Annotated in this window: 14 protein-coding genes and 1 pseudogene; 9 read left to right on the top strand and 6 right to left on the bottom strand. The window is 62.6% G+C overall.

Going from position 1 to position 12,773, the window contains the following annotated elements; genetic code table 11:
• Positions 1–8 precede the first annotated feature (8 nt).
• Positions 9–641 carry a CoA pyrophosphatase gene (locus tag NKG60_RS16415; protein WP_352664634.1) on the top strand — a complete coding sequence of 211 codons (633 nt, stop codon included), beginning with the start codon at positions 9–11 and terminating at the stop codon, positions 639–641.
• Positions 638–1,906, top strand: coding sequence for a CCA tRNA nucleotidyltransferase (locus NKG60_RS16410; RefSeq protein WP_352664636.1), 1,269 nt, complete (start codon positions 638–640; stop codon positions 1,904–1,906). The genes NKG60_RS16415 and NKG60_RS16410 overlap by 4 nt, the downstream gene beginning before the upstream one ends.
• A gap of 3 nt (positions 1,907–1,909) precedes the next feature.
• Here NKG60_RS16410 and NKG60_RS16405 read toward each other — a convergent pair whose 3' ends face one another.
• The 3 genes from NKG60_RS16405 to hemF form a co-directional block, all read right to left on the bottom strand.
• Entirely contained in the window at positions 1,910–2,095 is a 186-nt protein-coding gene (locus tag NKG60_RS16405; RefSeq protein WP_023679490.1) for a DUF1059 domain-containing protein, read from the bottom strand.
• A gap of 280 nt (positions 2,096–2,375) precedes the next feature.
• Complete coding sequence (locus NKG60_RS16400) at positions 2,376–2,636, bottom strand: DUF1344 domain-containing protein (RefSeq protein WP_023679489.1); 261 nt, start codon at positions 2,634–2,636, stop codon at positions 2,376–2,378.
• A gap of 257 nt (positions 2,637–2,893) precedes the next feature.
• Positions 2,894–3,808 (bottom strand): oxygen-dependent coproporphyrinogen oxidase, encoded by a 915-nt coding sequence (gene hemF / locus NKG60_RS16395; protein ID WP_352664638.1) that lies wholly within the window; start codon positions 3,806–3,808, stop codon positions 2,894–2,896.
• A 103-nt stretch (positions 3,809–3,911) separates the two neighbouring features.
• Between hemF and NKG60_RS16390 the strand changes: the two genes are divergently transcribed.
• A complete protein-coding gene (locus NKG60_RS16390) occupies positions 3,912–4,169 on the top strand; it encodes a hypothetical protein (protein WP_023679487.1) in 258 nt (85 codons plus the stop codon).
• Here NKG60_RS16390 and soxR read toward each other — a convergent pair.
• Positions 4,166–4,612, bottom strand: coding sequence for a redox-sensitive transcriptional activator SoxR (gene soxR / locus NKG60_RS16385; protein WP_352664640.1), 447 nt, complete (start codon positions 4,610–4,612; stop codon positions 4,166–4,168). The two genes, NKG60_RS16390 and soxR, sit on opposite strands and share 4 nt — an antisense overlap.
• A 168-nt stretch (positions 4,613–4,780) precedes the next feature.
• Positions 4,781–5,239, bottom strand: coding sequence for a tRNA (cytidine(34)-2'-O)-methyltransferase (locus tag NKG60_RS16380; RefSeq protein WP_352664642.1), 459 nt, complete (start codon positions 5,237–5,239; stop codon positions 4,781–4,783).
• Between the two features lie 283 nt (positions 5,240–5,522).
• Between NKG60_RS16380 and NKG60_RS16375 the strand changes: the two genes are divergently transcribed.
• The 4 genes from NKG60_RS16375 to NKG60_RS16360 are packed head-to-tail and all read left to right on the top strand — an operon-like array spanning position 5,523 to position 10,198.
• The gene (locus NKG60_RS16375) at positions 5,523–6,065 is read left to right on the top strand and encodes a hypothetical protein (RefSeq protein ID WP_352664644.1); all 543 of its coding nucleotides are present in this window, start codon (positions 5,523–5,525) and stop codon (positions 6,063–6,065) included.
• A gap of 26 nt (positions 6,066–6,091) precedes the next feature.
• Positions 6,092–7,981, top strand: a complete 1,890-nt coding sequence (locus NKG60_RS16370) for an ABC transporter ATP-binding protein (protein ID WP_352664646.1) — start codon at positions 6,092–6,094, stop codon at positions 7,979–7,981.
• Positions 7,978–9,861, top strand: a complete 1,884-nt coding sequence (locus NKG60_RS16365; RefSeq protein WP_352664648.1) for an ABC transporter ATP-binding protein — start codon at positions 7,978–7,980, stop codon at positions 9,859–9,861. The genes NKG60_RS16370 and NKG60_RS16365 overlap by 4 nt, the downstream gene beginning before the upstream one ends.
• Positions 9,862–9,883: 22 nt before the next feature.
• The gene (locus NKG60_RS16360; protein ID WP_352664650.1) at positions 9,884–10,198 is read left to right on the top strand and encodes a DUF6665 family protein; all 315 of its coding nucleotides are present in this window, start codon (positions 9,884–9,886) and stop codon (positions 10,196–10,198) included.
• A gap of 27 nt (positions 10,199–10,225) precedes the next feature.
• On the opposite strand, the pseudogene NKG60_RS16355 reads toward NKG60_RS16360, so the two are convergent.
• Positions 10,226–10,582, bottom strand: a pseudogene (locus NKG60_RS16355) (cupin domain-containing protein).
• A 280-nt stretch (positions 10,583–10,862) separates the two neighbouring features.
• On the opposite strand from NKG60_RS16355, the gene petA reads away from it, so the two are divergent.
• Both petA and NKG60_RS16345 read left to right on the top strand, forming a co-directional pair.
• The gene (petA, locus tag NKG60_RS16350) at positions 10,863–11,423 is read left to right on the top strand and encodes a ubiquinol-cytochrome c reductase iron-sulfur subunit (RefSeq protein ID WP_352488992.1); all 561 of its coding nucleotides are present in this window, start codon (positions 10,863–10,865) and stop codon (positions 11,421–11,423) included.
• A 16-nt stretch (positions 11,424–11,439) separates the two neighbouring features.
• Positions 11,440–12,741 carry a cytochrome b gene (locus tag NKG60_RS16345; RefSeq protein ID WP_352664652.1) on the top strand — a complete coding sequence of 434 codons (1,302 nt, stop codon included), beginning with the start codon at positions 11,440–11,442 and terminating at the stop codon, positions 12,739–12,741.
• The last annotated feature ends 32 nt before the right edge of the window (positions 12,742–12,773 follow it).

The raw sequence follows: 12,773 nt of genomic DNA, 5'->3' as shown, positions 1-12,773 counted from the left end.
CGCCTATGATGGATCAGGTGACGCCGTTGCCGTTTTCCGCTGCCGGGTTCCGCCAGCGCGCCGCGGCGCAGCCGCTGGCGCATGCCGGCGACGATTTTGGCGACCACCGCTTCAATCCGGGCCATCCCAGGCTGAAGCTGGCCAAGGCGCTGCGCGATGCCGCCGTGCTGATCCCGGTGGTCGATCATGGCCATGAAGCCACGGTCCTTTTGACCAGGCGGGCGGAAAAGCTGCGCAACCATTCGGGGCAGGTGGCTTTCCCCGGTGGTACCATCGATCCAACCGATGCGAGCCCAGAAGCGGCGGCGTTGCGCGAGACATCCGAGGAGATCGGTCTCGATAGGGATTACATCGAGATCATCGGCCGTCTGCCGGACTACGTTTCCGGCAGCGGCTATCGCATCGCTCCGGTGCTCGGGATTGTGCGGCCCGGTTTCAGCCTGACGCTGAATTTGGACGAGGTCGATGCCGTCTTCGAGGTGCCGCTGGGCTTTCTGATGGACCCCGCCAACCACACCAGAGACAGTCGCATGTGGAACGACTTCGAATGGTTCTATTACGAGATGCCCTATGGCGACCAGCGCATCTGGGGCGTCACCGCGGGCATCATCCGAACGCTTTATGAGAGGCTCTATTCGTGAGCGATCCGGTGTCGATTGCTGGCAAGGCCGGCTGGCTCGGCGAAAGCCACCTGCAGCGCCTGCTCACCGCGCTCACCGACGGCGGCGAGGAGGCACGCGTCGCCGGTGGTGCCGTGCGCAATGCGCTCATCGGCCAGCCGGTCGCCGACATCGACATCGCAACCACGACGGTGCCCGAGGAAACCATCCGGCGCGCCGAGGCGGCGGGCTTCAAGACGGTGCCGACCGGCATCGAGCATGGCACCGTCACCGCGGTCGCCCACGGCAAGGCCTATGAGGTCACCACGCTGCGTGCCGATATCGAAACCGACGGCCGGCGCGCCAAAGTGTCGTTCGGCCGCGACTGGAAAGCCGACGCTGAGCGGCGCGATTTCACCATCAATGCACTCTATGCCGAAGCCGATGGAACGGTCGTCGATCTGGTCGGCGGTATCGCCGATATCGAAGCGCGGCGGCTGCGCTTCATCGGCGATCCGGAAGCGCGTATCCGCGAGGATTATCTGCGCATCCTGCGTTTCTTCCGTTTCTTCGCCTGGTATGGCGACGGCAGGCCGGATGCCGAAGGGTTGAAGGCTTGTGCCCGACTGAAGCAGGGGCTCGACCAGCTCTCGGTCGAGCGCGTCTGGTGGGAATTGAAGAAATTGCTGTCAGCGCCAGATCCGTCGCGGGCGCTGCTGTGGATGCGCCAGGCCGGCGTTCTGACCGCCGTTTTGCCGGAAAGCGAGAAATGGGGCATCGATGCCATCCACGGGCTGACCAAGACCGAGAAGGATCTGGCCTGGGCGCCGGACCCGCTGCTCAGGCTGGAAGCCATCGTGCCGCCGGATGCCGCGCGCATGAAAACGCTTGCCGAGAGATTGAGGCTTTCCGCGAGCGAGGCAAGCCGGCTGCGGAATTGGGCGATCACGGCTGCCGTCGATCGGAAAACGACCGAAGGAGAGTTGGCGAAAAGGCTTTATTTTGGCGACCGCCAAGGCTTTATCGATCGGTTGCGGCTGTTGCTCGCTTCCGCTCGAGCCCGCGCGGTCGAAGACAATGACGCACTGCTCGAAGCCGGCGGCTTCTCGCGGCTGCTTGCCTTCGCTGCAAAATGGCAAAACCCTGTTTTTCCGGTCAAGGGCGCCGATCTAACGACGCTTGGCGCATCACCGGGGCCGAAGCTTGGTGCAACGTTGAAGAATCTCGAAAAGGAATGGGTCGAGTCCGGTTTTGCGCTTGATCGCGGCGCGCTGCTCAAGCGCGCCGCGGAGGCACTCGAATCCTGACCGTCACGCTGCGTCGCGGACCTTTTCGATGCGCGAGCGGATCGCCTCGATCATCGTCTCGCGGATCACCGTCTCGCCATGCGTCTCGCGCAGATGCTCGACGGCACGGCGCATGACCTCAGCCTCCTCCTCGGCGCGTGTGTGCCACTCGCAGCCGGGTACGAGCGACCCGCAATGGAATTCCTTCATTTGGCTTCTCCTCATCTCCTCCTTGGAGCGCCGCGCCGCGCAATGACACGGAAGCTCCAGACCTTTGATTGCGCGATCCGGAAACCGGGTCCGGTATCCGGCTACACGCTGGCCAGCTAAGCATAACACGATCGAACGGTTTTGGTTGCCTTAGAGCGCCGCGCGTCCAAGCCGACACGCGGCCCTCTAGTGATCTGATTGCGAAAAGGCGGAGCAGCGCTGCTCCGCCCTCTTACGCTACCCAGGACGCAAGACCTCGTCTTGCTTCAGCGGGCAGGCATCACTTCACGATCTTGACGGCCTCGGCAATTTTGTCCTTGCCGCTCATATCCCACGTGACGCGGACCTTTTCGCCGACCTTCAGGCCAGGATCCTTGAAGGTCTGGGGCAACGTAAAGGTGGCTCCGTTATCCAGAACCAGGCTCATCGCCGTTCCATCAAAGCTTTTGATCGTGCCGGTGGTGTGCTTGACCGCGGCGAATGCGGCAGTACCAGAGGCGAGAACGGCAGCGGCGGCTGCGGTCATAATAAGCTTGCGCATGGCATGCTCTCCTGGAAAATGCGGGCACGCGCTTGGGAAGGTGCCCTATTCAATCATGGGCCGTCCGGTCACGTCGGGTCGCGGCTCTCGGGAGTAAAGGACCGCCGGCGTTTCCCGGCCCGACGCGACAAATAGCCCAATCTTTTCAATAGAATATTAGACGAAAAAGATATTTTCTGGCGCGCGTTGCGCCACATTTGCCGTCAAATTCTGGGGATTTAGACCCGATTGCGGCTCACATCATGCTCACCGAGATTTTACGGCCATTTCACCTCAGGCGGCAGGCTGGACAGGATCGACGCGACATTGCCGCCGGTCTTCAGCCCGAAGATGGTGCCGCGATCGTGAAGCAAGTTGAATTCGACATAACGGCCGCGGCGGATGAGCTGCTCGTCACGGTCGCCATCGGTCCAGTTGTCGTTGAAGTTGGACCGCACCAGATGCCCGTAGACGACGAGAAAGGATCGGCCGACGTCCTGGACGAAGTTGAAATCGGCGTCCCAGCCGCCTTTGTCCTCGCCCGAATGCAGCCAGTCGAAGAAGATACCGCCGGTACCACGTGGCTCGTCGCGGTGCGGCAGATAGAAGTACTCGTCGCACCAGGCCTTGAATTTCGCGTAGTCGGCGATCGCCGCGTTCTTCTCGCAGGCAAATTGCATCGCCCTGTGGAAGGCGATCGTATCGGGGTCGTCCTGGCTGCGGCGGCGGTCGAGCACCGGTGTCAGGTCGGCGCCGCCGCCGAACCACAGGCGCGAGGTGACGACCATGCGCGTGTTCATATGCACGGCCGGCACGTTGGGGTTCCACGGATGGGCGATCAGCGAAATGCCGCTCGCCCAGAAGGACGGGTCCTCTTCGGCGCCCGGCATCTGCTTCCTGAATTCGGGCGAGAACTCGCCGTGGACGGTCGAGGTGTGGACGCCGACCTTCTCGAAGACGCGGCCGTGCATCATCGACATGATGCCGCCGCCGCCCTTGCCGGCATCGCGTTGCCACGGCGTCTTTTCGAAGCGACCGGGCGACCAACTGGCCTGCGGCCCCTGCAGGTCCAGCTCGATCTGTTCGAAGCTAGCGCAGATGCGCTCGCGCAATGTCTCGAACCACAGCCGTGCCTTCGTCTTCTTCTGTTCGATGTCGGCTGGCAGCCCCGCCGGTATCTCGGGTCGTTGCAAATCCTGTCTCCGGTTGCGGGCGCGCCCGACAAATGACTCGTCTTTTCCGGCCGCGATCCCTAATCTCTTGGGTGCAAGGGTCAAGTGTGTATGGAGTTCTTTCGTGCGCACCCCGGCAAGACCGCCGCTGGATGGCCTGAAGAAGAGGCTCGACCGTTCACGCGCCGAGAACGCGCGCATGCCGCGCGACGGCTTCCTGCGCGAGACCTTCGTGCTGCCGCGCTCCGACGCTCGTCTCAAGGCGAAGGAATGGTTCGAGCGCTTTCCCAAGCAGGCCTATTGGACCGAGATCGAGAGCTGGTTCGAGCGGCCGGGCGACGTCATCGAATTCACAATCAGGCGGCTGCCGGCGGCGGATTAACGCTCGATCAGCAAGCGTCTCGCTCCCGGCCCCCGGATGCTCAGCCTGTCGTCCTTATTCCGCAGCGGACATTTGTCGATCGACATGCAGCCGCAGCCGATGCAGTCGGTCAGCCCGTCGCGCAGCTTCTTGAGCTGACTGATCTTCTGGTCGAGCTCGTCGCGCCAAGCCGTCGAAAGCAGGTTCCAATCCTCGCGCGTCGGCGTTCGGCCTTCGGGCAATGATCGAAGGGCTGTGCCGATCTCGGCCAGCGAAATGCCAACCTCCTGCGCTACCTTGATGATCGCCACCCGCCGCAGCACGTCGCGGCCGTAACGCCGCTGGTTGCCTGATGTGCGGTGGCTGCGGATCAGCCCGCGCGCTTCGTAGAAATGCAGCGCCGACACCGCCACGCCGCTGCGCATCGCCACCTGGCCGACTGTCAATTCCGTTGCCGCAGCCATTCTAATTTCCGCTTGACCTCAAGTTAAGTTGAGCTTGTAGCGAAGAAGCCTCGAAGATGCAAACGGCAGGAGAAGGCGATGTGCGTCTGGATGAGAATGACCGGAGAGGACGCAGTGTTGCGTGAGGACGACGCCTTGGTCGCTGCGGCCGGCGATCGCGTACACATCCTAGCGAAGCTGCCGGATCGCCTCGCCCGCCACCATCGCAACGGAAAGCGCGACGTTGATGCTGCGCGCGCCGGGCTGCATCGGAATGGTCAGGCGCGCATCCGCCGCCTCGTGGACGGCATCCGGCACGCCTGCGGATTCGCGGCCGAACAGGAGAATGTCGTCGCCGGCAAAGACGAAATCCGTGTAGGCGACAGCTGCTTTGGTCGACAGCAGCACCAGCCGCCGCTTGGCAAGCTTGCGCCAGTCCTCGAAGGCGTGCCAGTCGACATGCCGGGTGAGCGCCGCCATTTCGAGGTAGTCCATGCCGGCCCGTTTCAGCGCCCGGTCACTGAGCGGGAAGCCCGCCGGTTCGACAATGTCGACGCCGAGACCGAGGCAAGCGGCGAAGCGCAGGATAGTCCCGGTATTGCCGGCGATATCCGGCTGGTAGAGCGCGATGCGGAGACGGTCGTTCATTTCCGCGCCTTTCTAATAAGTGGCAGATCAGCCACAGAGCTCTCGCGGTTTTGGAAATTCCTGGACTGGCGGGTGGTCATTTTCTGCGAAGTCGGTTATACGGCCAGCATTGTCAACCCGAACCGATGGAGGGGTAATTCATGATGGCCATGCACATCCACCACCCCTCTCGTGGGCTTACCAGCCCGACGGCGGTTTCGGTACGACGATTCTCCTGACCTTCTAGACTTCAATCGCACCGGTTCCCGCCGAAACCTTTTTCGGCCTTTGAAGGAATCCTGCGATGTTTTTCAAGCTGCGGAAGGGGCGGAACGCCCCACCTGAACACGCTTCGAGCGATGCCACCCTTGCCGCGCCGCGCATGCCCGCGGCCTGGGTTGGTTCACCCTTCTACCTGCATCTTCAACTGGAGGACGGACCGATGTTCGATCCCTGTAGAATACCTGGCTCAAGAAGCCTGCACGAGCGCAAGACTGCGACCTGGGCGCTTTTGATCGGCGAGACCTACTCGTCGGCGGTTCACGCCGAGACCCGCCGGCGTCCGCATCGCGGCATGCTGCCGGACGTCGATTTCTCGCGCGCCGTTCCGGACTATAGCCGGCCGTCGCTGGTGCGCCGGATCATCAGGCTGATCCGGCCTGGTGCAAAAACCGGCGCGAAAATCCGGATCGTCAAAACGTCGTCAGCATCGTCAAACGAGACTGTCGGCGAAAGGCCCGCGACAACCTATATAGCGCGAAGCAGGACCGGCGAGGCGGACGATTCCGTATCGCCGGTCCTTGGCGCCATGCGGTCTGGGCACCTCGTCCGTTCTCGTGCCGCGTGAGCGGAAACAGTACTGTGAGCATCACTATGTTTAGCTGGTTTGAAAAAAGGCTCGATCCGTTCCCTGCCAAGGAGCCGGTCGAGCCGCCGCGGACACTGATCGCCTTCTGCGTGCATTATACGCGCGGCGCATGGCCCTACATCGCTCTCGATGCGGTACTGGTGACGGCCATCGCCCTTGCCGAGGTGTGGATGTTCGGCTTCATGGGCCGGATCGTCGACTGGCTGTCTGCGCAGAATCGCGAGACGTTCCTGCAGACCGAAGGCTTGAAGCTGGCCGGCATGGCCTTCATCGTGGTCTTCGCGCTGCCGGCAACGGTCTGGTTCCATTCGCTGCTCAACCAGCAGACGCTGATGGGTAATTATCCGATGCGTATCCGCTGGCAGGTGCATCGATACCTGCTCAAGCAGTCGATGAGCTTCTATCAGGACGAGTTCGCCGGACGCATCGCGACAAAGCTGATGCAGACGGCGCTCGCCGTGCGCGAGTGCGTCATCAAGCTCATCGATGTGCTCAATTATATCGTCGTCTATTTTCTCGGCATGCTGTTCATTGTCGGCTCGGCAGACTGGCGGCTCGCTGCGCCGCTTGCCGTCTGGCTTACCGGCTATGTCCTGCTGTTGCGCCATTTCATCCCGCGGCTGGGCAAGGTCGGCGAGGAGCAGGCCAATGCGCGCTCAACCATGACCGGCCGTGTCGTCGACAGCTACTCCAACATCCAGACTGTCAAGCTGTTCTCGCATGCGCGGCGCGAGGCATCCTTCGCCAAGGACGGTATGGCCGGCTTTCTCGATACGGTCTACCGGTCGATGCGGCTGGTGACACAACTCTACGGCCTGCTCTACGTCCTGAATTCGCTGCTGTTGTTTTCGGTCACCGCAATCTCGCTGTGGCTGTGGCTCGGTCAAGCCGTGACGATCGGCGCCGTCGCCCTGGTCATCGGCCTCGTGCTGCGGCTCTGGGGCATGTCGCAATGGATCATGTGGGAGATGTCCACGCTGTTCGAGAATATCGGCACGGTGCAGGATGGCATCGCCTCGATCTCGCTGCCGCGCCTCGTCGAAGACCGGCCAGACGCCAAGGATATTGCCGTGACCAAGGGCGAGATCCGTTTTGAGGACATCCGCTTCCACTACGGCAAGCAGAAGGGCGTGATCGAAAGCCTGTCGCTGACGGTCAAGCCGGGCGAGAAGGTTGGCATCGTCGGTCGTTCGGGTGCCGGCAAGTCGACGCTGGTCAATCTTCTGTTGCGCTTCTACGACCTCGAAAGCGGCAAGGTCCTGATCGACAGCCAGGACATTGCGGCGGTGACGCAGGACTCGCTGCGCGCGCAGATCGGCATGGTCACTCAGGACACCTCGCTGCTGCATCGCTCGGTACGCGAGAATATCCTCTATGGCCGGCCGGACGCCAGCAACGAGATGCTGATCGAGGCGGCGCGGCGCGCCGAGGCGCTGGATTTCATCGCCGGCTTGTCGGATTCGAACGGCCGCAGGGGTTTCGACGCGCATGTCGGCGATCGCGGCGTCAAATTGTCCGGCGGCCAGCGGCAACGCATCGCCATAGCCCGTGTCATGCTGAAGGACGCGCCGGTCCTCATTCTCGACGAGGCGACCTCCGCCCTCGATTCCGAGGCCGAGGCGGCCATCCAGGAGAATCTCTACAAACTGATGCAAGGCAAGACCGTCATCGCCATCGCGCACCGGTTGTCGACGATCGCGGCCATGGACCGGCTCGTCGTCATGGACAAGGGCCGAGTCATCGAGGAAGGTTCGCATGAGGAACTCGTTGCCAAAGGCGGGCTCTACGCCCAGCTCTGGCAACGCCAGTCGGGCGGATTCCTGCTCGACGACGGCCCCTCAGCCAACGATGCAGCCGCCAACGATGCAATCGCCAAGGGTGAAGCCGCCGAATGATGACTGCCATCTACCGCTGGTTCGAGAACTGGGTCTATCCATTCCGGGAGCCCGCGGACCTTCGGCCACCTGCCGGCGTCAGGGGTTTCCTCTGGCATTATGTCGGGCAGGCGAAGATCGCCTTCTTCGCCATGCTGGTGATCGGCGGCATCGCGCCGCTGGTCGAAGCCGGACTGTTCTATTTCGTCGGGCGGCTGGTCGACATCCTGGACCAGCTTCCCGGCGAACGCAGCTGGCACGCGCTGTGGACTGCCGCCGGCCCGGAACTTGTCTTCATGATCGCGGTGGTGCTGGTCATCCGCACCATCGTCGTCAGCCTGTCGGCGCTGGTCGACGAGCAGACGATCACGCCAGGTTTCTATAATCTCGTGCGCTGGCAGGCGCATCGCCATGTCTCGCGCCAATCCTACGCCTTCTTCCAGAACGACTTTGCCGGACGTATCGCGACCAAGGTCTGGCAGGCGGGACAGGCGACCGGCGATCTGATGGAAAGCTTCATCGAGGTCGTCTGGTTCATGGTCGTGTATACGGTGACGACGCTGGCGCTGGTCGCCGGGCTCGATCTCCGGCTAGCGATGCTGGTGGTGATCTGGATTACCGCTTTCGGCTTGCTGGCCAGGCGCTATGTGCCGGCGATCCGCAAGCATGCCGAAGCCACAGCCGAAGCCGGCTCGATGATCACCGGCCGCCTTGTCGATTCCTATTCGAACGTGCAGACGTTGAAACTGTTCTCGGCCGATGGCGACGACCGCTACATCAGGAACGGCTTCGACATCTATCTCGACGCGCTGCGCCCGTTCACCCGCCGGCTGACAGGCGTGCGCATGGCGCTGACGATGCTGTCGGGCATCATGATCACGGCGATCGCCTGCTTTGCCGTTTATCTCTGGGTCGAGGGTTCGATCACAGTCGGCGCCGTGGCCTTCACGCTATCTTTGGTGCTGCGGCTGAACATGCTGCTCGGCCGGCTGATGATGCAGCTCAACGGCATCTTGCGAAACCTCGGCGTGCTTGAGAATTCCAAGGCGCTGATCTCGCAGCCGCTCGCCCTGACCGATCCGCCGGACGCGAAAGAGCTTGTCGTCGGCGGCGGGCGCATCGACGTGAGCAATGTCGAGTTCCATTACGGCAAGGGGTCCGGCGTGCTCAACGGCATCGATCTCGTCGTGCGGCCGGGCGAAAAGGTCGGCCTGGTCGGCCCGTCCGGCGCCGGCAAGACGACCTTGGTCAATCTGATTCTGCGCCTCTACGATCTCGAGAGCGGCAAGATCACCATTGACCGGCAGGACGTCTCCAGGGTCACGCAGAATTCGCTGCGCGCCAATATCGGCGTCGTTAGCCAGGATACGGCACTGTTCCACCGCTCGCTGCGCGACAACATCAAGCTCGGCATGCCGGAAGCGACCGACGCCGAGGTGGTCGCGGCAGCGAAGAAGGCCGAGGCGCACGAGTTCATCCTCGGTCTGCGCGACAATCGCGATCGTATTGGCTATGAGGCCTATGTCGGCGAGCGCGGCGTCAAGCTCTCCGGCGGCCAGCGCCAGCGCGTGGCGATCGCCCGCCTCTTCCTCAAGGATGCACCGATCCTGGTGCTCGATGAGGCGACCTCGGCGCTCGATTCCGACATCGAGGCGGCGATCCAGGAAAATCTGGCAAGGCTGATGGAAGGCAAGACGGTCATCGCCATCGCGCATCGGCTGTCGACCATTGCGGCACTCGACCGGCTGGTGGTGCTCGACGACGGCCGCATCGTCGAGCAAGGCACGCATGACGAGCTGGTCGGGCTCGACGGGCTCTATGCCAGGCTGTGGAAGCGGCAGTCCGGCGGCTTCCTGTTCAACGAGGAGAGCGCGCTGGCCGAGACCCGGCCGGCGGAGTAGCTTCTGAAAACCGGAGTAGACCATGGCGGTGAGAATGCCATCGAATTTCGGACGATCCGGCGCGCAGGAGAGCGCGTTGGACCTGCTTGGCCATGAAATCCTCGGCGAAAAGGCGGCCGCGCTCGGCCGCGCCGGCCGACGCGTCGAGGAGACATTGACGAAGCTGCGCGAGAATTCCGACAGCGTCGACCGTGCCCGGCTGCTCAAGGACGCAGCCGAAGCGGTGCACGGCTATTTCATCCAGCGCGAACTCTGCGGCCTGCGCAAGCACGACGCGGTGATCCGGGAATACAACATTCCCAAGGCCGTGCTGGCCAGGCTCGGCGCCAGCGCATGATCCGAACCGGAATTGGTTCGGGAGGCGTTATTCCAGCCACTCGGTGATGAAGCTGCCGTTCTCGTGTATGTCGGTGGTTTCCAGCGGGCCTGGCCCGAGATTGGTGAATTTGTGCGGGGTGTTCGGTGGCACGACCAGGATCTGGCCGGCTGTGGCCTCGATCTGCCGGTCGCCGACGGTGAACAGACCGGTCCCAGTCCGGATGATAAAAATCTCGCAATAGGGATGGCTGTGCAGCCTGGGGCCGCCGCCGATCTCGGGCAGTTAGTTGAAGATCAGGCAGCTGTTCGAGCCGTAAGCTCCGCCTTGCAGCTCGCCCTGCCAGTGATCGGGCCAGCGGTCGGGCGCATCGGCCCATTTGTCGCGGTCTATGACATGCGCCATAGGCCGAGGATAAACCGGGCCAGCGCCAGCTGTCGAGGCGAACGCAGCCATTTGGTTTTGCTGCTGTTTTCCAATCATTCCGCCGTGCGAATTACGTCCCCGCGACAATCTGCCCTTGTGCCTTCACCCGTCTGGACAAAAACAGGCTTCACGCATAAACCCAAGTCCCAAATGCCGGAGGAATTCGCTAGCCTGTTCGCCATGCGCTGTCGGGCCGGCGCGATTGAGCGGGAACAAGGCTCGGCCGCCGGCACGGAAGAGGCGAAAGGATCAGGCACCCGTGAGCGCAACCGACACCCAGGATCCCAACCGTCGTGATTTTCTCTACGTTGCCACCGGCATGGCCGCGGTGGTCGGCGCGGGTGCCGTCGCCTGGCCGTTCATCGACCAGATGCGTCCGGATGCCTCGACACTGGCGCTCGCCTCGGTCGAGGTCGACGTCTCCTCGCTGACGCCGGGAATGTCGCTCGTCGTGAAGTGGCGCGGCAAGCCGGTTGTCGTGCGCAACCGCACCGAAAAAGAGATGAAGGAAGCCGAGGCGGTCAATCTCGCCGAGCTCAAGGATCCAATCGCCCGCAATGCCAACCTGCCGGCCGACGCGCCGGCAACCGACGCCAACCGAACCACGCCGGGCAAGGAAGCCTGGATGGTGATGGTCCAGGTCTGCACCCATCTCGGCTGCATCCCGCTTGGCCAGGAAGGCGATTTCGGCGGCTGGTTCTGCCCATGCCATGGTTCCGTCTACGATACCGCCGGCCGCATCCGCAAAGGGCCGGCGCCGGAGAACATGGCGGTACCGGTGTTCCAATTCGTTTCCGACACCAAGATCCGTATCGGCTGAGGCAGGGGATATTTCCATGAGCGAGGGACACTCGACCTATACGCCCAAGACCGGCATCGGACGCTGGTTCGATTCGCGCATGCCGCTGCCGCGGCTGGTCTATGACAGCTTCATCGCCTATCCGGTGCCGCGCAATCTAAACTATGCCTGGACCTTCGGCGGCATCCTTGCGCTTATGCTGGCGGCGCAGATCCTGACCGGTATCGTGCTGGCCATGCACTACGCAGCCGACAGCACTCTCGCCTTCGATTCGGTCGAGAAGATCATGCGCGACGTCAATTCCGGCTGGATGCTGCGCTACCTGCATTCGAACGGCGCGTCGTTCTTCTTCATTGCCGTCTACATCCATATCTTCCGTGGCCTCTACTACGGCTCCTACAAGGCGCCGCGCGAGCTGCTGTGGATCCTCGGCTGCATCATCTACCTGCTGATGATGGCGACCGGGTTCATGGGCTACGTGCTGCCTTGGGGCCAGATGAGCTTCTGGGGCGCTACCGTCATCACCGGCTTCTTCACCGCCATACCGCTGGTTGGCGACTGGATCCAGCAGCTTCTCCTCGGCGGCTTCGCGGTCGACAATCCGACGCTGAACCGCTTCTTTGCGCTGCATTACCTTTTGCCGTTCATGATCGCCGGCGTCGTCGTGCTGCACATCTGGGCGCTCCACGTCGTCGGCCAGAACAATCCGACCGGCATCGAGGTCAAATCGAAAACCGACACGCTCGCCTTCACGCCTTACGCGACCATCAAGGATGGGTTCGGCATGATCGTGTTCCTGTTCGTCTTCGCCTATTTCGTGTTCTACCTGCCGAACTATCTCGGCCATCCGGACAATTACACCGTGGCCAACCCGCTGAAGACGCCGGCCCACATTGTGCCGGAATGGTACTTCCTGCCGTTCTACGCGATCCTGCGCGCCATCACCTTCAATATCGGGCCAATCAACTCCAAGCTCGGCGGCGTGCTCTGCATGTTCGGCGCGATTGCAATGCTGTTCCTGGTGCCGTGGCTCGACACCTCGAAGGTGCGCTCGGCAGTCTACCGGCCCTGGTACAAGCTGTTCTTCTGGCTGTTCGTGGCCGACGCCATCCTGCTGGGTTGGCTGGGCTCGCAGCCGGCCGAGGGCAGCTATGTGTTCATGGCGCAGATGGCGACGCTGTTCTACTTCGCCTTCTTCCTGGTAGCGCTGCCGGTACTCGGGCTGATCGAAAAGCCGCGGCGGCTGCCGAATTCGATCACCGAGGCGGTGCTCGAGAAGAGCAAGGGCGGCGGCGGACATCCTGCCGGCGCCACGGCCGCGCCGGAAACCAAGGGCTGAGCATGATTCCGAAAAGTGGAAACCGGTACTCG

The sequence above is a fragment of the Mesorhizobium sp. M1428 genome (assembly GCF_040317515.1).
Lineage (GTDB): Bacteria > Pseudomonadota > Alphaproteobacteria > Rhizobiales > Rhizobiaceae > Mesorhizobium.
The sequence above is the reverse complement of the archived record's forward strand: the minus strand, read 5'-3'. Positions and strand labels throughout refer to the sequence as shown.